The organism is Pilosibacter sp. NGB245 (assembly GCF_057397225.1).
Map to the genome: position 1 here is coordinate 3539873 of NZ_CM171584.1, position 18219 is coordinate 3558091.

General features: G+C 47.3%; 21 protein-coding genes and 1 pseudogene. 6 read left to right on the forward strand and 16 right to left on the reverse strand.

Translation table 11 applies throughout. The annotated features are described in order from the left end of the window. Positions 1-176: 176 nt before the first annotated feature. Together ACXMYH_RS16015 and ACXMYH_RS16020 are read right to left on the reverse strand one after the other, a co-directional pair. Complete coding sequence (locus ACXMYH_RS16015; protein WP_486555224.1) at positions 177-506, reverse strand: hypothetical protein; 330 nt, start codon at positions 504-506, stop codon at positions 177-179. Between the two features lie 5 nt (positions 507-511). Continuing rightward, positions 512-1084, reverse strand: coding sequence for a LysR family transcriptional regulator (locus ACXMYH_RS16020; RefSeq protein ID WP_486555225.1), 573 nt, complete (start codon positions 1082-1084; stop codon positions 512-514). Between the two features lie 149 nt (positions 1085-1233). Between ACXMYH_RS16020 and ACXMYH_RS16025 the strand changes: the two genes are divergently transcribed. The 5 genes from ACXMYH_RS16025 (at position 1234) to ACXMYH_RS16045 (ending at position 5604) form a co-directional block, all read left to right on the forward strand. Continuing rightward, on the forward strand, positions 1234-2223 hold the full coding sequence (locus ACXMYH_RS16025) for a nucleotidyltransferase family protein (RefSeq protein WP_486555226.1): 990 nt from the start codon (positions 1234-1236) through the stop codon (positions 2221-2223). A 67-nt stretch (positions 2224-2290) separates the two neighbouring features. Next, positions 2291-2968 carry a DUF3990 domain-containing protein gene (locus ACXMYH_RS16030; protein ID WP_252197315.1) on the forward strand — a complete coding sequence of 226 codons (678 nt, stop codon included), beginning with the start codon at positions 2291-2293 and terminating at the stop codon, positions 2966-2968. Next, positions 2949-3608: a helix-turn-helix domain-containing protein gene (locus tag ACXMYH_RS16035; RefSeq protein ID WP_118531220.1), complete on the forward strand. Its 660-nt coding sequence runs from the start codon at positions 2949-2951 to the stop codon at positions 3606-3608. The genes ACXMYH_RS16030 and ACXMYH_RS16035 overlap by 20 nt, the downstream gene beginning before the upstream one ends. Positions 3609-3835: 227 nt before the next feature. Continuing rightward, positions 3836-4267: a MarR family winged helix-turn-helix transcriptional regulator gene (locus ACXMYH_RS16040; RefSeq protein ID WP_118531216.1), complete on the forward strand. Its 432-nt coding sequence runs from the start codon at positions 3836-3838 to the stop codon at positions 4265-4267. A gap of 5 nt (positions 4268-4272) precedes the next feature. After that, on the forward strand, positions 4273-5604 hold the full coding sequence (locus tag ACXMYH_RS16045) for an MATE family efflux transporter (protein WP_486555227.1): 1332 nt from the start codon (positions 4273-4275) through the stop codon (positions 5602-5604). 258 nt (positions 5605-5862) lie between these two features. Here the strand turns inward: ACXMYH_RS16045 and ACXMYH_RS16050 are convergent, their stop codons facing one another. The 7 genes from ACXMYH_RS16050 to ACXMYH_RS16080 all read right to left on the reverse strand — a co-directional run bounded on the left by ACXMYH_RS16050 (position 5863) and on the right by ACXMYH_RS16080 (position 13321). Then, a complete protein-coding gene (locus ACXMYH_RS16050; RefSeq protein ID WP_252197316.1) occupies positions 5863-6102 on the reverse strand; it encodes a hypothetical protein in 240 nt (79 codons plus the stop codon). Positions 6103-6285: 183 nt separating this feature from the next. After that, a complete protein-coding gene (locus ACXMYH_RS16055) occupies positions 6286-7641 on the reverse strand; it encodes an amidohydrolase (RefSeq protein WP_486555228.1) in 1356 nt (451 codons plus the stop codon). Positions 7642-7723: 82 nt separating this feature from the next. After that, positions 7724-9442 carry an adenine deaminase C-terminal domain-containing protein gene (locus ACXMYH_RS16060; protein WP_486555229.1) on the reverse strand — a complete coding sequence of 573 codons (1719 nt, stop codon included), beginning with the start codon at positions 9440-9442 and terminating at the stop codon, positions 7724-7726. Between the two features lie 16 nt (positions 9443-9458). Continuing rightward, positions 9459-10571: an ABC transporter substrate-binding protein gene (locus ACXMYH_RS16065; protein ID WP_486555230.1), complete on the reverse strand. Its 1113-nt coding sequence runs from the start codon at positions 10569-10571 to the stop codon at positions 9459-9461. Positions 10572-10658: 87 nt separating this feature from the next. Next, the gene (locus tag ACXMYH_RS16070) at positions 10659-11699 is read right to left on the reverse strand and encodes an ABC transporter ATP-binding protein (protein ID WP_486555231.1); all 1041 of its coding nucleotides are present in this window, start codon (positions 11697-11699) and stop codon (positions 10659-10661) included. Positions 11700-11712: 13 nt separating this feature from the next. Beyond that, a complete protein-coding gene (locus ACXMYH_RS16075; RefSeq protein ID WP_021904003.1) occupies positions 11713-12495 on the reverse strand; it encodes an ABC transporter permease in 783 nt (260 codons plus the stop codon). Beyond that, a complete protein-coding gene (locus ACXMYH_RS16080; protein ID WP_015552826.1) occupies positions 12488-13321 on the reverse strand; it encodes an ABC transporter permease in 834 nt (277 codons plus the stop codon). Before ACXMYH_RS16080 ends, ACXMYH_RS16075 begins: the two co-directional genes overlap by 8 nt. 174 nt (positions 13322-13495) lie before the next feature. Between ACXMYH_RS16080 and ACXMYH_RS16085 the strand changes: the two genes are divergently transcribed. Continuing rightward, on the forward strand, positions 13496-14419 hold the full coding sequence (locus tag ACXMYH_RS16085) for a LysR family transcriptional regulator (protein WP_118531191.1): 924 nt from the start codon (positions 13496-13498) through the stop codon (positions 14417-14419). Positions 14420-14610: 191 nt separating this feature from the next. Here ACXMYH_RS16085 and ACXMYH_RS16090 read toward each other — a convergent pair whose 3' ends face one another. The 7 genes and pseudogenes from ACXMYH_RS16090 to ACXMYH_RS16120 form a co-directional block, all read right to left on the reverse strand. Further along, the gene (locus tag ACXMYH_RS16090) at positions 14611-14790 is read right to left on the reverse strand and encodes a hypothetical protein (RefSeq protein WP_486555232.1); all 180 of its coding nucleotides are present in this window, start codon (positions 14788-14790) and stop codon (positions 14611-14613) included. A 69-nt stretch (positions 14791-14859) separates the two neighbouring features. Then, on the reverse strand, positions 14860-15450 hold the full coding sequence (locus ACXMYH_RS16095; RefSeq protein ID WP_486555233.1) for a nitroreductase family protein: 591 nt from the start codon (positions 15448-15450) through the stop codon (positions 14860-14862). A 97-nt stretch (positions 15451-15547) separates the two neighbouring features. After that, positions 15548-15658: pseudogene (locus tag ACXMYH_RS16100) on the reverse strand (FUSC family protein); the annotation flags it as partial. Between the two features lie 145 nt (positions 15659-15803). Continuing rightward, positions 15804-16556, reverse strand: a complete 753-nt coding sequence (gene yaaA / locus ACXMYH_RS16105) for a peroxide stress protein YaaA (RefSeq protein ID WP_486555234.1) — start codon at positions 16554-16556, stop codon at positions 15804-15806. Then, positions 16556-17011, reverse strand: a complete 456-nt coding sequence (bcp, locus tag ACXMYH_RS16110; RefSeq protein ID WP_118531187.1) for a thioredoxin-dependent thiol peroxidase — start codon at positions 17009-17011, stop codon at positions 16556-16558. The genes yaaA and bcp overlap by 1 nt, the downstream gene beginning before the upstream one ends. A gap of 3 nt (positions 17012-17014) precedes the next feature. Then, complete coding sequence (locus ACXMYH_RS16115) at positions 17015-17104, reverse strand: DUF6219 family protein (RefSeq protein WP_486555867.1); 90 nt, start codon at positions 17102-17104, stop codon at positions 17015-17017. A gap of 183 nt (positions 17105-17287) precedes the next feature. After that, entirely contained in the window at positions 17288-18061 is a 774-nt protein-coding gene (locus ACXMYH_RS16120; RefSeq protein ID WP_215701970.1) for a DUF134 domain-containing protein, read from the reverse strand. Positions 18062-18219: the final 158 nt, after the last annotated feature.

The following is an 18219-nucleotide window of genomic DNA, read 5'->3' on the forward strand; positions in this document are numbered from 1 at the left end:
ACCATCTGCTATACGCTTTTCATTTCAAGTCGAACGTCCATGAGATCTGGCGCGTGATTCTGGTCAGCGTAAACTGATTTATTCTTCACAGAATCACTGCGCATCCTTGCGGATATCCATTCCAGATCGGTTCCTTCAAATACGCAGGCCTGCTGAACCGTTACTGACTAACATCATCACTGTAAATATGTCTTCAGTTTCCCCAGATACTGCTCTGCCTCCGCAGACAGCGAGGCATTCTCCGCCGCCACAAACCCGAATGCCAGGAATGGCTCACAGTCCTCGATTTTAAGTGCTTTGATTCCGTATTTCCGGTAACCTGCCGGGACGATATCGATCCCCAGGCAGCACACATCGGAATGCAAAAGCAGGTTATTGATCATATAATCACTGTTTGTATAAAACCTGTCATTCATATGCTGTTCCGAGATGAACGCACCAACGCTGATCCGCTCGATATGATGTTCCATGGCAAAGAAATCTTCCGTCTCCGTCACAAATTTCATACCCTTCAGCTCAGAAAAGCGGATGGTTTCCCGTTCATATAAGGGATTGTTTTCCCCACATAAACGCAGATTCCTCTGAGTGCCAATTTATAAAATTCCAGTTTTTTATGCCACATGATATGCTGAAAACACGGCATCTGTGCTTCCGCGAAATAGACGATCCCGATCTCTGAGATCCTTGCCGCCACGTTATCTGTGATCTCCTCCACAGTTCCTTCCCGGTATTCATATTTTATCTGCTCTCTACCTCCCTGATACAGCTGCACCATCAGTTTTGTGAGCAGGCCACTCCTGTAACCGGACACCGAAAATCTTCTCCCGTTCGGCCGCTCCGACATCGAACGGATGACATTGGAGTGTTTTAAGATGCTCATCGCATGACCATAGAGCTCTTCCCCCTGTGGTGTCATCTTGATTCCCTTGTTGCTTCTCTCCAGAAGCGTCACATGCAGCTCTTTTTCCAGACTGTTTAACACGCGGCTCACATTCGGCTGTGTTGTATATAATTTCTCTGCCGCGCGGTTCAGGCTCCCATACTCCACCGCCGCCGCAAAATATTCCAGCTGTTTGATCTCCATTTTTAATTCCTTCCCGTTCATAAACATGCGCTGCCGTACAGTTGTCTGTGATATGTTAGCATAGGCTAACTTTTAAGGCAAGCAATTTTTCTTGCCAATGACGGTAATTCTGGTAAAATGTAATTATCTACGACAGAGGAGTGACATCCATGGTTACATTAAATGATTATCTTTATTCCGGCGATACCATGTTCAAAATTTTAAAAAACTACAGCCAGGACCTGAAGAAAGAGGCAAAATGCACCGGCAATGAGATCGACCTGATGCATGCGAACTTTCTGCTCCAGATCCGGGAGCTGCTCGAGCACAATGATTTCCTTACTGCCCAGTCCCAGAAGATCCGGGAATTTTATATCCATATGGCGAAGGAATATCCACTTTTGGCCTTTAACTTCAAAGGGCGCATCAAATCCCTGATCCGCGCGGAGGCAAAGTTCAACGGCTACATTGTTGAATATATCTACGATTACTATATGGAAAATAAGGCCTACCCGTCGATTTCCGAGCTCAAGCAGCGCCTCAGCTGTTTTCGGGACCTGATCGCGTACCGGATCGTGACTTCCCTGCCGAAATGCTATCTGAAAGCTGACGAATCTCAGGAAGAAGCTGACCTCCGATACCTCTACCAGATCGCCAACGAACTTCCGGGCTTTCTCGAAGAGCGGGGATTTACCGCGGAACCGGCCTACGGTGTGAAGAAAAGCACCTCGCCGTTATTAAACGATGATGTGAAGCCTTACTATCGCGACTATATCTGTGGAAATACTTCTGAGGACTACCAGTCACTCCACATCACCTTCTACGACAACAGCTCCCGCAGCTACATGGAAGTCCAACTCCGCACCAAGCACATGGATGACATCGCAGAGATCGGTGTTGCCAACCACTTAAGCTACGAGAAGCGCCAGGAGGGCGAGCGTGCCCGCCGCGATGAGATCCCTGTGGGCGAATGCGTCTACTTTGACGAAGCCTACGAGCGCTGCCGCCGCCTCGTCACCTTAAACCTTGCCGACCTCGACGTAAACATGTTCTCCGCCATCAATAATGACCTCGTAAACGATGGCTGCGGCCTCTACCGCGGACGCCTGATCCTGCCCTATGAGCATTTGTCGAGACATCAGAATGAGCTGGTGGATTAGAGTTGCCGCAATTTAAGTTGCTTTTTATACTCCTGTGGGAGTATAATCAAATCAGGAGGTGGATCTCATGGAAAAAATGATCTATCATGGTTCTGATCATATTATCGAACACCCTGAATTCGGATATGGCAAAACATACAATGATTATGGAACAGGATTCTACTGCACTGAAAATCCAAATATGGCAAAAGAATGGGGTGTTGGCATTGATCACAACGGTTATGCCAACCAATATAAAATTACATGTGATGGTCTTTCAATTTTTGATTTAAACGCATCTAAATACACCATGCTGCACTGGCTTACGATTCTGCTGGAAAACCGGGAATTTGATACTTCCACACCACTTGCTGCTGAATCAAAAGAATATTTGCTTACCACCTTTCATACAGATTATAAAGCTGCAGATATCATTGTCGGTTACCGGGCTGATGACAGTTACTTCTCTTTTGCATCTGACTTTATTAATGGCGCAATCTCCTACCGCCAGCTTTGTAACGCTATGCGTTTAGGAAAACTTGGACAACAGTTTGTACTCAAAAGCGAGGCAGCTTTTAATCGTCTTGAATTTATTGGCTATGAAATTGCAGACGCAAAAGAATGGTACAAGAAAAAAGCGTTTCGTGATCAATCCGCACGCCGTCAATATTTTGATACCGAACGAAACCACCGACAACGGGGGGATTTATATATCACCACTATTTTGGATGAGGAGATGAAACCTGATGATCCACGCTTACGATAAAAGTTATCTCTCTTCCGCACAAAAAAATCTTGCCCGAATGCTGGATTATATGGTCAACGATCTTAAACATTCTCTGGAAACTGTATGGCAGTGGTTTTTAATGAGCAAGACCTCTCATCGCTTTGAACGGGGCGACTGCTCTGTTCTGTCCGGAATGTCCGGCGTGGAACTTGCACGCATGGTTTTGCAGGAATCAGGTCAGTCTATTCCTGATATTCGTCCATCCTACGCCTGTGACCGTAGCCCGGAATACTGGACGGGCTGGGCTATCGCCTACTATCAATGGGACACAGGGCTGCATTTCGATGAAATCGAACGCGCAGTTCATATCAGCGATATTCGTCTCTTGTATACACCTTATCATGAAATGGATATCCGCCAGTTTGTAGATAAAATGAATGAACTTTATCATGATTCCAGCCCTGATACGAACTTAAAAGCATTACGTACTCTTTCGGGATTCACTCAGGCTGAACTGGCCGAACAGACAAATATTCCATTACGAACGATTCAACAATACGAGCAGCGCCAGAAAAATATTAATAAGGCTCAGGCTGAAACTCTTCTTCGACTTTCTCGGGTATTAAACTGTAGTGTGGAAGATTTGATGGAAAAAGTTCCTGTCTCAGATCCTATTTAACATCTTAAATTTATGCATTTTCTAAACCTGCCCTTTTCGGACAGGTTTTTTATTTCTATATCCGGTATTTCACTTTCTGAACTATCCTTGACATTCCTCTGGTTCTGCCATATATTTAGGTTCCGAAGTAATATTTACATTTGCTTTTTCTCGTAGAGGAACTGCTTATGCTACATGATCCAGGGGATCTTAAAGCTAAAATCCCATTATAGGAAAGGATTTCTTACATGGACATCGGAAAAATCATCAACCATCTCTCCAGCCGTCTCCGTTCCCGATCACAGGAAGTACATACAAAGCTCGGAATCGGAAACGCACAGGGAAAGATCTTAAACTTTATTCTGGTGGAATCGGCGCTTCATCCGGTCTATCAGAAAGATATTGAAAAAGAATTTTCTCTCCGTCCGCCGACCGTGACGGAGATGTTAAAGTCCCTGGAAGCCAGAGAACTCATCCTCCGGATCCCGGATGAGCAGGACGGACGCTTTAAGCGGATCGTTTTTACCGAGAAAGCTGCTGCCGTGAAGGACGCGCTGAACAAAGAGATCCACGAGACGGAAGAACTGCTTCTGCGTGGAATCTCAGAAGAAGAATTGAAGGAATTTATACGAATAACAGAAAAAATGCTGCAGAACCTGGAATGCAGCGAACGAGGTTAAACATCATGAACGACAACGAATTAATGAAATCCATGCCCATCCCCCAGTCCGTCGCCAAAATGGCAATTCCCAGCATCATCAGCAGCCTGGTCACCGTCGTCTACAACATGGCGGACACGTTCTTCGTCGGGCAGACCGGCGATCCCTTACAGGTTGCGGCAGTCAGCCTGACAAACCCGATCTTTATCTTATTTATGGCCTTTGCCAACATGTTTGGCATGGGCGGAAGCGCCGCGGCGTCCATCGCCATGGGCGAGAACAACAAAACGCGCATGAAGCAGGTCTCCTCCTTTATCACCTACGCATCCCTCGGTGTCGGCATCCTCTTCGCCGCCCTGTTAGTCCTCTTCATGCAGCCGATCCTCAACATCTTCGGCGCAAACACGGAGACTTATGATCTTGCGAAAGGATATGTTTTCCATATCTCCTACGGCGCCCCGTTCATCATCTGGTCCGCTGCCGCGAGCTTTGTTGTCCGCTCCGAAGGCTCCAGCCGTGAGGCCATGATCGGCAGCATGATCGGAACTGTCGCGAATATCGTTCTGGATCCGTTCATGATCAGCATTTTCCATATGGGCGCCGCCGGTGCCGCCATCGCGACAACGATCGGAAACATCCTGGCAAGCGCCTACTACCTCTGGTACTTCATGAAAAAGAGCCCGAACTTTTCGATCCTGCCGAAATATTTCAGCCTTGAAAACCGCCTCGCTTCCATGATCTGCTCCTGCGGATTCCCGACAGCGATCTTCTCGGTGCTGATGAGCCTGTCCACGATCATCTTAAACCAGATCCTGGTGACCTACGGGAACGCCCCTGTGGCCGCTATCGGCATCGTATTTAAAGCCAACATGTTTATCACCTTCCTGCAGATGGGCCTCGCAAACGGCGTACAGCCCCTCTTAGGCTACAATTTCGGTTCCGGTGACACAAAACGCTTCCATGGTGTCGAATCCTACACAAAGAAATGCTGCCTGATCGTCGGCGTTCTGGCAACCGCCCTGTTCTTCATCTTCCGCCGCCCGATCCTCCAGATGTTCATTAACGATGAGGAAGTCATCCGGTACGGTATAAAAATGCTCATCGCCTACATGATCTCCGGCCCGTTCATCGGTATCCTCTTCACGAACATGAACTGCATGCAGTCCGCCGGAAAAGCGCTCCCGGCAACGATCCTTTCCGTCCTCCGTCAGGGTGTTCTCCTGATCCCGGTGCTGTACCTCTTAAACGGCCTCCTCGGGTTAAACGGCGTTATCTACGGTCAGGCCCTGACTGACTGCATTACGGTGCTTTTATCTATCGTTTTCTGGAGAAAACTGTCGCATAATCTGTACGCGTAATTTCATGCCAGCCATGCAGTCACAGTAAAAAGTCCGTTCGAAACAAGCGTAATATGGAAGAGACACATTAACATATCAGTTAGTGTGCTCTCCCTCTTTTTGTAGTCTGTCTCCTTACCTTTTTAAATATTGCATATTGCCGTTCTAATTCCCTATTCTCATCCAATATCATTCCCTTTGCTTCCAATATTCTCTCAACCGCCTGGGCAGGATCCATCGTATGATACGGCAAAAACAATCCTCTTAATTCTTTCGGTTTTACAATTTTATAGACCCATAATCTGTAGCTCCGTACTCTTCATCCACCAACTGCAAAATATCACTTGCCTGAATATTTCTTTCAAGAACCGATTCATTATCCAGACTTTTTGCAATCTTACTTCTCATAAACCGCCTGCTAAAGATCTCTGAACTTGAATCCATTTTATCGATTGAATTTTCAAATGCTGCTGCCTGAAGTTCACATAGAAGTAAGCCATCTTTATCTATCTTTTTCACTGTCACTCGCCTCTTTACACCAAAATCTCATCAATATATCTGCCTTTTCCCCTATATTGCTTTCTTGCTTATAACATATTACTTAAATAAGTTTGTTCTTAAAATACCCGGAACAGACTTTTCATTGTAATAAAAAAACGACTGCTTTTACATTCACCATAAAATCAGCCGTTTTTCTATATTTTACACCAGATTCTTCATATCCTTAAACGCCGTCCGCTCCATCTTCTCCCGAAGGTCATTCCTGATCTTCGCGAAGTCCTCACGGACAAGCTTCTTTTCCTTTACGAGGCACTCACCCGCAACGTAAACATCTCTCACATTCGATGCAATCGCGCTGTACACAAGCGCCGAATATGGGTCGTATACCGGGAACATATTCGGGGAGTCGGTCTCTACGAGGACGAGATCCGCCTGTTTTCCGGGCTCGATGGAACCGGTGATATCACCGAGTCCTAACGCTCTTGCTCCCTCGATGGTCGCCATGGAGACGACCTCCTTTGCCGGGAACGCGCTGCGGTCGTGGAGCTCATTTTTGTGGAAGTTCTCACACATCCGCATCTGGATGAACAGGTCTAACGTATTTCCGCTCGCCGGACCGTCGGTGCCGAAGCCGACGGACATGCCGTGCTTATGCATCAGTGACACCGGGGCTACGCCCTTTGCGGCCTTCGTGTTGGAGGCGATGCAGTGGGCCACGGACGCTCCGTGCTTCGCGAGGATCTCCACATCATGTTCCGTCGTGCGGATGCTGTGGGCCGCCAGCGTATTCGGTCCGAGGACTCCGATATGCTCCATAAACTCGATGGGCGTCATGTTATACTGTTCCCTTAACTGGGTCATCTCGTAGTCCATCTCCGCCACATGGAGCGTAAATACGGTTCCCGCCTTTACGTCCTCCTCATATGCCCGCTTTAAAGTCTCCGGGCTGCAGGTCGTCGTTCCGTGGGGCGTGATCGCTCCGGAAACACGCGGGTGATCTTTGTATGCTTCGATCAGGGCGATTCCCCGCCTGATGGCCTCATCCGCGTTCTTACTGTCGCAGGAATCCTTTTCCATCACCGTCTCACCGGCGATTCCGCGGATCCCCATCTCGTCCATGACCTTCGCCACAACTTCCTCGAAATAGTACATATCAAGCACTGTCGTCACACCGGAGAGCAGCAGCTCGCCTATGGCGTATCGCGTGGAAAGCCTGGCCATCTCCGCGTCCATGGCCTGATTCTCCATCGGAAACAGGAACACCCGCAGGCGATCCTTACAATCGTCCCCGAGGCCGCGGAACGGGATCATGCCGAGGTGGCAGTGGGTGTTTACGAGGCCTGGGATCACGATGGCGCGCTTTGCGTCGATCTCCTCGAAGGTCTCGTCAGCCTTTAAAATCCCCTGCGCAGTAAGCGCCTGAAGCGCCTTCTCAAGCTCTTCCTCCGGTCCTGCTGCCAGAATCTTTGTATCTTCAAGCATCACATAACCATGATCCCAGACATCACCTGCCGCGTTCATCGTCACAACAATGCCGTTTTTGATAATCTTCTTCATCGTTCTAATTTCATCCTTCATAATTTCGATCTGATCCGGCTCTTCCACTATCCGGGGAGAAAACCGGCGGCGGGCCGTAAAACTACTTCCCGTACTTCTCAACCAACGGCACATGTTCCTGCCCCGGCACCGTCAAAAGCCCGTGATCCGTGAGCTTTAACTTCGGTGAAACCGGCAGACAAAGCGTGGACATAGACATGATCACGTTGTTGTTCACATATCCGAGACCTTCCATCGCCGCCCGCACTTCCTTTAATTCCTGTCCAAGAACCTCGACGGGCTGATCCGAAACGATGCCGCCGATGGTGAGTCTCGCCTCCGCCAGGGATCTTCCTTCAGAGAACACCACATATGCCCCCTGGAGCTCCAGGACGCGCCTCTGGGCCAGTTTCATATCGTTCTCATCTGTTCCCAGGACAAACAGGTTATGGCTGTCGTGGGACCACGTGGTGGCCACAGAGCCCGGTTTCGTCAGCGCTCCTTCCACAAGACCATATCCGACATTTCCATTCTTGCCGTACCGCTCGAAAACGACTGCAAGGGAAAGTCCCGCCGACTTCCAGTCAAGCACACCGTCCTTCACCTCGACTCTGCGCTTCACCGGCGTGGTCGCCGTTCCGAAGGTACCGATCTTCATGACATTGACTTCCGCCCATTTCGCGTCCGGATCTTCCGCCTTTAACACAAAGTCGGAGATCTCCGCCGGACGGCAGTTGATCGTGTGGTAGAAAGAAGCCGGGAAACTGCACGCCGCAGCTTCTGCCGCATCGTAAGCCTCCTTGTCCTTGCAGTACACACACTCGCCCTTCTTATAAACCACAACCGGATCGATCCCATCCAGACTGTCCAGCAGCATAAAGTCTGCGATCTTTCCCGGCGCGATCATCCCTCTGTCATCCAGATGCATCCGCCGCGACGGTGTCCAGGTCGCGCAGTAGATCGCCTTCTCCATCGGCATCCCCGCCCTCACAGCCGTCTCGATAATCTTATTGAGATGTCCGGTCAGAAGCTTATCTGCCATCGTGTCATCCGTCACCAGTGCCACATTCTCATAGAGTTCATTGTCGCAGACGGTCTTCACGACCTCCGGCGTCAGGGATTTGAACTGCAGCTCCAGAAACATCCCAAGCTCCGTCTTCTCCATTACTGACTGTGGAGTCTGCTGGGTGTGGTCCGCATCAACACCTTCATAGATAAAGCGGTTAAGATCCGCCCCCATAAGTCCCGGGCAGTGCCCCTCAATTCGGAGATTCTTTCCCGCGTTCCGGCACACATTGATGAGATCCCTCGTCCGGCTCTCGCCTTCTGCTGAGAGATCCTTATAGTTCATGATCTCTCCAAGGCAGAGAACTCCATCTAAGGATGCCATTTCAGAAATTTCCTTTACACCAAGTGACGCCCCGGCTGTCTCTAACTTCTCATTTGTCGCCGGTACACTGGACGGGATCGCCCAGAAGATATCCTGCTTCGTCTTCTGTGCCATAAAAGCCCGGATGCCGTCCATGCCGAACACGTTCGCCATCTCGTGGGCATCGGCAACCACCGTTGTTACTCCATATGGAAGCGTAATCCTTGAAAACTCGCCCGGATATGTCATCGAGCTCTCGATGTGCATATGGATATCCACGAGACCAGGCAGCATGTATCTGCCTTTTCCGTCGATCTCCCGCACTCCCGGATATGAAATTGCAGGGGAAACGCAATAAAACTTTTCCCCTGCAACTGCCACATCCCGCTTTTCAAAACACTGTCTGAAGGTCTGATAGACCATGACATTTTTCAGAATGAAATCGGGTCTCATATAAAATTCCTCGTTATTAGTTGTTGATCGTTCTGTTCCACTGGTCGATCCAGTTATTTAAGATCGGGTTTACAAAAGCATAGTCAACAACCTTAACTTTTGCAGCCTTGCCGCCGTAGGTCATATCCTTGGACTCTTCCTCAGTGAATGTAACGTCCTTGTTTGTCGGTGCCTCGTTTAATGCCTTACCTGTCTTTGTCTGAAGCTCCTCGCTGATACGGTAGTTGATGTACTCGTAAGCAAGCTCCTTGTTCGCACAGTTCTTTGTTACGTTGATGGTGTTGAAGTTAGCGTAAGCTCCGTCCGGTGTAACGTAAACAAGTGTCGGGTTAGCGGCTACGATCGTCGGAACGCCGAAGTCACCGACAACTGCTGCTGCAACCTCACCGGATGTGAACATGTTGATCAGGTCGGAAGATTTTGTGTAAGTCTTAACAAGGTTCGGCTTTAAGTCAGCAAGTGCCTTGAAAGCAGCCTCGCCGTTGTCTGTTGTTACGTCAACGCCTGCGTGGTCGCTTGCAACGTAAACCATAGCCGGTCCGAATGTTGTTGTGATCTCCGGGATGGAAACCATGCCTGCAAGGCGCTCGTCCCAAAGGTCATCAAAGCTTGTGATCTCAAATCCTGTAAGCTCCGGGTTGTAGATGATGCCGATGCTGTTGATGGTGTACGGAATACCCTGTCCTGCCTCTGCAATCTCCTTTGCAGCCGGGATCAGCTTCTCAGCATTCGGGATCTTGCTTAAGTCGATCGTATCGAAAAGTCCCTCGTCAGTGCCCTTCGCTGTCATAGCCTGGGAGAGCTCGATCACGTCGATGGTGGAGTTCGGGTCTGCCGCTAACTTTGTATAACGGTCGTTTGTGCCGCCTGTCTCAGTTACGATCTCACAGCTGAACTCGTTCTCAAACGGTGTGTAAACCTCTTCTTCGGAGATATCTTCGCTGAGGCCGTATGTGGATAATACGAGCTTCTGTGCGTCTCCGGAAGCTGCCTTTGTCTCTTCTGCGGAAGAAGCTGCCTCAGAGCCTGCTGCCTGGCTTCCTGCTGCTGTGGTCTCTGTTGTGGATGCGCCGCCGCAGGCGGTAAGCATCATTGCTGCGCAAAGTACAACTGCTGCTGTTTTTTTCATGGTTTTTCTCCTCTTTCTCTCTTTTGAGATAATATTTCTTCGCGTTGACAGAATCTCTGCCCCCGCGATGGATCACTAAGTTAATTTTTATCTTCTCACCAGGATCAGTTTATCCTTCGGCAGATACAGCCGGATCTCCTCGCCCTCTTTATAAACATGGTCAGTTCCCATATTTACCTTCAGGACACCGGCGGAAGTCTCAACCTCGTACTGGTAGCTCTTCCCGAGGAATGTGCGGACACCGATCTTACCACTTAAGACATTCTCTGTCTGAACATCATCTGCCAGACAGATATCGTCCGGGCGGATCGTTCCCGCGAATTTCTCGCAATCGAGATCCATGGAAGTTAAGAACTCGCTTCCATCCGGTGCTGTGTAGACGCCGTCCTGCTTTTTCGCAAGCTCAAGGAAGTTCTCGAAACCGATGAATCTCGCGACGAACTCTGTCTCCGGTCTCCTGTAAATGTTCTCCGGTGTGTCAAACTGCTCGATGACACCGCCGTTCATAACGGCCACCTTGTCGGAGATGGAGAAGCATTCTTCCTGATCATGTGTAACGAACAATGTGGTGATTCCAAGGCGCTTCTGGAGTCTCTTGATCTCCACACGCATGGAAAGTCTTAATTTCGCATCAAGGTTGGATAACGGCTCATCCAGGAGCAGTAACTTTGGCTCGATGACAAGTGCTCTCGCGAGGGCAACTCTCTGGCGCTGTCCGCCGGACATCTGCTTCGGGAAACGGTCGGCAAGCTCTGTCAGACCGCAGACCTCAAGGATCTCCCTGACCTTCTTGTCGATCACATCCTTGTCCATCTTTCTTGTTCTGAGTCCGAACGCTACATTGTCATAAACGCTTAAGTGCGGGAACAGGGCGTAGCTCTGGAATACCAGACCGAACTGACGCTTGTGGACCGGGACCTTTGTCATGTCCTCACCATCTAATGTGAAGGTCCCGCCCTGCGGGTCGATAAAGCCTGCAACGACGCGGAGTGTCGTGGACTTACCGCATCCGCTGGGTCCTAAGAGGGATACGAGCTCGCCCTCCTCGACTTCCAGATTCAGCCCCTTTAAGATCTGTTTCTTTTTATCGTAACTAACATCGATTCCATTTAAACTCATAAAAGCCATGGTCATATTCTCCTTATTTTGCCAGGGCTGCGATACCCAGTGTGCGGTCTACGATCACCATGATGACTACGGTAGCTGCCATTAAAAGTACGGAAACCGCCGATACGGTCGGATCATAGTTGTATTCAATATAGTTCATCAGTGTTGACGGGAATGTGGAAACTCCCGGTCCGGATAAGAACATGGACACCGGAATGTTGTTGAAGGAATTGATGAACGCCAGCATGAATGCTGAGGAAATTCCGGAGGTCACATTTGGAAGAACGACCTTGAAGAACGCCGCTCCCTTCGGGCATCCGAGGCTCCACGCCGCCTCCTCGATCGAAAAGTCGAACTGCTCCATCGAAGAACCGACTACGCGGATCACATACGGAAGTGTCACCATAAAATGACCTGCGAGAAGTCCCGCGAACACCGGGATCCTGAGTGTCAGGATCAGGCACTGGTACATAATAAAGCCGATTACAATTCCCGGAACGATGGTCGGGGAAAGGAAGATGGACTTTAATAACTGCTTTCCTTTTAAACCGGATCTCGCCAGCGCATAAGCCGCTGGGATTCCGACCAGAAGAGAGATGCATGTCGCGAGGAGCGCGACCTCAAGGCTGGTCAGGAATGATCTGCGGAAAGACTTTAACGCGAACACGTTCGCGAACCATTTCGTCGAGAAGGACTCGATCGGGAATGTGATGGCGCTTCCGCCGCCGAATGCTGTTACGGTGATGATCAGTAACGGGATCATCAAAAATGCAAATACGATCGCTGCCCATATGGTCAGCACTTTATTTTTACGCATAATCTTCACCTCTGCGGTCCAGCCGTGCGGCCAGAGCGTTAAATCCTTTGATCACAACCAGGGTTACAACGATCATGATGAGGGCGATCACGGACGCGCCGGTCCAGTCACTGACGGACATCGCTCTCTGGTAGATCAGGGTCGCCATGACCATGTTGGAGTTGCCGCCTAATAACTGCGGCGTCGTGTAAGCTGTCAGGGTTCCGGTAAATACCAGAATACCGCCGACGATGATTCCAGGAAGACTCATCGGGAAAATGACTTTCATGAACGCTTCCGTTCTTGAAGCTCCGAGGCTCTGTGCCGCCTCCATCATGTCATCATCGATATTTTCCATAACACCGGCAACTGTCACGATCATCAGCGGAAGAAACAGGTAGACAGAACCAATGATGATAGAAAAGTCGGTGTATAAAAGCTTCATCGGCTTCTCGATCAGTCCCATAGCGATCATTGCCTTGTTGATGATTCCGTTGCTGCCGAGAATATTGATCCATGCAAAGCTTCGGATAACGGAGTTCGTCATCATCGGGAAGATCGATGCAGAGAGGAGAAGTCCTCTCCACTTCTTATCACAGCGGCTGATGAAATACGCCGTCGGGATACCGCCCACCATACAGACAAAGGTGGTGATGACCGCGATCTTCACGGTTCTCAAAAAGATCTTTCTGTAATACTCGTCCTTAAAAAAGTCCACATATGCGCTGAACGGGTAATCTCCCGTAAACACGCTTGGAACCAGAACGCGAAGCAGCGGGATCATCAGGAACAGAAATAAGATCACCAGTCCCGGAACCAGCATGCACCATGCACTGCTCTTTTTCATTGGTTTGCCCCTTTCTTAACTGTGCGTAATAAATTTTAATTAGTGTTTCTTATAAATATTCATTTTTTCATCAACTGCACTTATATTTTACATTCATTATAAAAAGTGATATACTATACGTCAAATACATATTATCTATAATTTTTATGCAGTAAAGCTATGAGGAGGCCCCGTATGGAATTAAAAGAAGCCCGCTATATCCTGGCGATCGCCCGCCACCAGAGCATCGGCAAAGCCGCCGAATCCCTTTATATCTCCCAGCCGTCCCTGAGCAAGTACTTAAAGAACCTGGAAGAACGTCTCGGCGCTCCACTGTTCAGCCGCCACGAAAACCGCTACTACCCAACCTACATGGGTGAACGCTACCTCCACTACGCCGAACAGATCGTTGCCTGCGGCGATGAGTGGATGCAGGAATACGACGATATCGCTCACCGCCAGCGCGGCCGTTTAAACATCGCCGTGCCGATCATGATGGGCAGCACGCTGATCGAACCGATGTTGGCGCCGTTTCATAAACGATACCCCTATGTGACCTTAAATATCATGGAAGCTGTAAATTTCATTGCGGAGAACAGTTTGGAGACCTCATCCATCGACCTGACCCTTTACAATATCCATGAATTTCCCGAGACCATGGATTACCAGATCCTGCGCTCTGAGGAGATCGTTCTGGTCCTGCATGAAAACCATCCTCTCGCCGCAAAAGCCATCACCCGCCCCGGCTTCCGCTACCCGTGGCTGGACCTTTCCCTATTAAGAGATGAAAACTTCATTCTCCTCTACCCGGACCAGAACACCGGCGGCATCGCCCTGGATCTCTTTCAAGAGTACAACATCAACCCACCGGTCTCTCTCCACACAAGAAACTCCTCTATGTCGATCCATCTGGCTATGGACGGCGTCGGCGCTGCCTTCGCCCCGGAGAGCTATTTCCACCATGAAAACCAGTACACCGGAAACCGCGCCCTCTGCTTCTCCGTCGGCCATAAACCGGCCCTCACAACTACCATCGCCGCCTATCGGAAAAACCGGTATCTGCCGCAGCATGCGAGGGATTTTCTGGAAATGATCCGGGAATATTGCCGTGAGAAATAAAACGTTCTCCCAGAAGCTTATATCTATCTGCGAAGTGCGCCGTCTGGCGCACCTCGTAAAAGAAGCCGGACACTCTCTTTCAGTATCCGGCTTCTTGCTGCGAATCTTCTGGCACCCGTTCCAGATCATCGATCACGGTTGTTGATATGTCCTTCGGCATTACATCCAGAACATTGGACAGGATCACTCCATTAAACGAGTTCTGTTCCACACCCAAAATCCAAAATTTTCGTTGTTTTTTCAGCAAATAACTTCAAAGCTTCATCGAACATGGGTTCCACCTTTAAATCCAGATTTCTCAGATCCACCGGTATACATTCCTCAAAAACCTGGATCCACATTTCTATTTCCTGCTCATATGCTTTCTTCAAAGCTGATCATCTCCAATATGAATTTTATCTCTTCGTTGTTTGGCAGTTTAAAATTTCTCTAAGATTTCTTTATCTATACTCGACAACATCTCTTAATGCTTTTCGTGGCCTTTTCGACGGAGCTTCATTTGCAGCTCCAACGGCAACAATTCCTGTCAGCTGGTTGTCTGTTCCGATAAATTCTATCAGCTCATTATAGGCAAAGCAGGTATTGGCAATCCATAATGTACCTAATCCATATCCGGTCGCTGTTAATATCATATTCTCAACAGCCGCACCGATCGACAGCGAATCGCAAATTTCTACGATCCGTTTTTCTCTCTCGATGCTTACAAATGGTGTATATTGATTTGTATTAAGCACTGCTATAAGGCACGGCGCCTCCTGCATGATTCTGACTGTATTTTCAGCATCGGGGATTGCAAATGCCCATTCCGGCATAAGTTCATGTGTGATTTTTTCTGAATTTATACCATGGCGCATAACCTCAACCAGTTTATCTTTCTCTTCTCCCTGATATACGATAAATTTCCATGGCTGCCGGTTTTTGGCTGATGGCGCAAGAGTAGCACTATATATGATCTCTTCGATCAGCTTCCTGTCAATCTCATCGGATCTATATTTTCTTATACTTCTTCTGTTCTCAATTTCTCGTATCATAGTCTTCTCCGTAAATTTTTGATTTCAATGTTTTTTCCAGTCAATACATTTCTGACCACCGGACATCGTGTACCACTTACTTTCTTTCCAATCCACCTCACTCTGCATCTGCGGTCACCCCGGTTTCCTTTTTGTTCGACGTAAACAAATAAAACATAGCACAAAATACAAATGCAAATACAACGCCGAAAACATTCTGAATCACTCTCTGCAATATTCTCTCATGTATTATACATTATATGAATCATTTTGTGTTTCTTTTCAGGTCGTCACCCGGTTTTCGGCATCAAAAAAACGCCATACTCATCACCATTCCGGCAATGAGCAGACGTTTTATATTTTGTCCGCAGATTCTACTTTATGATTTTTCGCTCAAAAACATACTCCGTCTCCGATGACAGATTTCCTCTGAAAGTATATCCAAGTCTATCAAACTTTTGTATATCTACAGGATTTTCAATATTATTCTCTGCCATGAATCTAACCATTTCACCGCGGGCCATCTTCGCATAGGTACCTTTTGTAACCAGCTTATCACCTGACAATTCACAGAATGTAATCGTGATGTAGTTATCTTTATCCGATAGATACCTTTCTATGCATTTTGAATATTCTTTGGATGCCAGATTTATGATAGTCCTGCTGTCATCAATTACTGAATGATATAACCGGTTCCCCCAGTAATCATATAGATTTGTTTTTTCTTCAATCTCAGCTTTTGCCTGCATTTCAAGACGATAAGGAGTCACACCATCCATCGGCTTTAAAATGCCATAAAACGCAGACAGGATTCTTAAATGATTTTGCAAATACTCAAACTGCTGGATTTCAAACACAGATGGCGCCATATATTGAAATGCAATCCCTTCATATGCTAAAACAGCCGGAGTAAGTCTACTGTAAAGATCCATTTTTTCCAATCTGTTAAAGTTCTGCTCTGCAATCTTGTCATTACATTTCCAGATAGTTTTCAGTTCCTCTTTTGATTTGCTTTTCATCCAGCTCAATACTTCTGCTGTCTTATCAATAAAGACAGGCAATTCAACCGGTGCTATGTTATCAGTATCTACAATCATCTTTTTTGCAGGTGACAATATGATTTTCATTATACCAATTCCTTAAGCATATTTTCAGGATCATCTGCCGCCTTGACTTTATCATTGGCTTTGATGATAATCCCTTGTTCATCGATAAGATATGTAGTTCTTACCACACCCATAGAAACCTTTCCATAATTTTTCTTTTCTTTCCATACATCATATGCTTCGATCACCTTGCGCTCTGGATCTGCCAAAAGTGTAAATGCCAATCCATATTTTTCCTCAAATTTCTTATGTGAAGCTACGGAATCCTTACTTACCCCAAGAACAACTGCTCCTTTCTCGGTGAATTGAGGATAACGCTCGGAAAAACCACATGCCTGCTTTGTACAGCCTGCCGTGTTATCCTTTGGGTAAAAATATAAAATTACTTTTTTTCCTGCATAATCACTTAATTTATGCATTTTCCCATTCTGATCCGGCAGTTCAAAATCCGGTGCTTTGATTCCTGACTCTAACATTTACTATTCCTCCGCTTCTGTATTTTCCACCTGTTTTCTTGTTTTTTTATTACCTGAAATCATTTTATGTCCCGTATACATAGACATAATCATACATATAAGAGAGCTGCATGCAAAATACTTAATCACTGTAGCGATTGATACAGCATTCACGGGCTTTAACTGCCATATTGAAAATGTAATCTGCCATTTTATCAAATAATACAAAAGAATGTATCACGATAATTCTTCCATTACCTTGACGCATCCTTTCGTGCTAGCATAATTATATCCTTCCTAATGACAACTGTGACTTCCACATCCATGCTCACCACATGTATGTTCTTCCCCATGGTTGTGCTCATGATGAGAACACTTCACATCCGGATTATAATCAAGTGTATCATTGATAAAAGCTTCTACCGCTTTATCCGCATCTCCTGAAACTCCTCCGAAAAGCTTAATGCCTGCTGCCGCTAACGCGGTCTGAGCACCTCCTCCGATTCCGCCGCAGATCAAAACATCTGCATTTAATGCATTAAGAACTCCTGCCAATGCACCATGTCCGCTTCCATTCGTATCTACTACTTCTGAATGTACCACTTTTCCTTCCTCTACATCGTAGATCTTAAATGTCTCTGTGTGTCCAAAGTGCTGAAAAATCTGCCCATTTTCATATGTTACTGCTATTCTCATGATATCTTCTCCTTTTTCTACTGCATATTTTTGATATATCTCCTGCTTATAACATCCTCCAAGGTTGCAGTTACTGCTCTGACCATCACAGATTCTAAAATCCCCACCTTCTATTCTGAGCGGATGTCCATCAATTAGAGCATCTGCTATTTTCTTCCTGGCAATCTCATAAATTCGTTGAACTGTTGTTCTTGCGATCTGCATAGATTCTGCACACTGCTCCTGACTATAACCTTTCTTGTCCAAAAGACGAATTGTCTCGTATTCATCTACCGTTAGAACAATGGGTACTTTTTTCTCAGTATCATCTGCCGGAAAGAATTCTAAAACATTCGGGAAATGGCAGACTTTCCTGCATTTTACTGGTCTCGGCATAAACTGCTCCTTTTTCGCTTTTCTTATATATTAGTTCTATAAAAGGCATATGTCAATAACTCTTTTTGACATATGCCTTTTTCAAACTTTCAAAACCATCATCTTTACATATGAAATAAAGTTTTCAACTGACATGTCCAGTCAGTTGTCCCACTTTG

Excerpts from the sequence above, each read along its gene's own strand:
- ACXMYH_RS16015 (WP_486555224.1), bottom strand. The coding sequence starts at position 506 with ATGAAATTTGTGACGGAGACGGAAGATTTCTTTGCCATGGAACATCAT.
- ACXMYH_RS16020 (WP_486555225.1), bottom strand. The coding sequence starts at position 1,084 with ATGGAGATCAAACAGCTGGAATATTTTGCGGCGGCGGTGGAGTATGGG.
- ACXMYH_RS16025 (WP_486555226.1), top strand. The coding sequence starts at position 1,234 with ATGGTTACATTAAATGATTATCTTTATTCCGGCGATACCATGTTCAAA.
- ACXMYH_RS16030 (WP_252197315.1), top strand. The coding sequence starts at position 2,291 with ATGGAAAAAATGATCTATCATGGTTCTGATCATATTATCGAACACCCT.
- ACXMYH_RS16035 (WP_118531220.1), top strand. The coding sequence starts at position 2,949 with ATGATCCACGCTTACGATAAAAGTTATCTCTCTTCCGCACAAAAAAAT.
- ACXMYH_RS16040 (WP_118531216.1), top strand. The coding sequence starts at position 3,836 with ATGGACATCGGAAAAATCATCAACCATCTCTCCAGCCGTCTCCGTTCC.
- ACXMYH_RS16045 (WP_486555227.1), top strand. The coding sequence starts at position 4,273 with ATGAACGACAACGAATTAATGAAATCCATGCCCATCCCCCAGTCCGTC.
- ACXMYH_RS16055 (WP_486555228.1), bottom strand. The coding sequence starts at position 7,641 with ATGAAGAAGATTATCAAAAACGGCATTGTTGTGACGATGAACGCGGCA.
- ACXMYH_RS16060 (WP_486555229.1), bottom strand. The coding sequence starts at position 9,442 with ATGAGACCCGATTTCATTCTGAAAAATGTCATGGTCTATCAGACCTTC.
- ACXMYH_RS16065 (WP_486555230.1), bottom strand. The coding sequence starts at position 10,571 with ATGAAAAAAACAGCAGCAGTTGTACTTTGCGCAGCAATGATGCTTACC.
- ACXMYH_RS16070 (WP_486555231.1), bottom strand. The coding sequence starts at position 11,699 with ATGGCTTTTATGAGTTTAAATGGAATCGATGTTAGTTACGATAAAAAG.
- ACXMYH_RS16075 (WP_021904003.1), bottom strand. The coding sequence starts at position 12,495 with ATGCGTAAAAATAAAGTGCTGACCATATGGGCAGCGATCGTATTTGCA.
- ACXMYH_RS16080 (WP_015552826.1), bottom strand. The coding sequence starts at position 13,321 with ATGAAAAAGAGCAGTGCATGGTGCATGCTGGTTCCGGGACTGGTGATC.
- ACXMYH_RS16085 (WP_118531191.1), top strand. The coding sequence starts at position 13,496 with ATGGAATTAAAAGAAGCCCGCTATATCCTGGCGATCGCCCGCCACCAG.
- ACXMYH_RS16095 (WP_486555233.1), bottom strand. The coding sequence starts at position 15,450 with ATGATACGAGAAATTGAGAACAGAAGAAGTATAAGAAAATATAGATCC.
- yaaA (WP_486555234.1), bottom strand. The coding sequence starts at position 16,556 with ATGAAAATCATATTGTCACCTGCAAAAAAGATGATTGTAGATACTGAT.
- bcp (WP_118531187.1), bottom strand. The coding sequence starts at position 17,011 with ATGTTAGAGTCAGGAATCAAAGCACCGGATTTTGAACTGCCGGATCAG.
- ACXMYH_RS16115 (WP_486555867.1), bottom strand. The coding sequence starts at position 17,104 with ATGATTATGTCTATGTATACGGGACATAAAATGATTTCAGGTAATAAA.
- ACXMYH_RS16120 (WP_215701970.1), bottom strand. The coding sequence starts at position 18,061 with ATGCCGAGACCAGTAAAATGCAGGAAAGTCTGCCATTTCCCGAATGTT.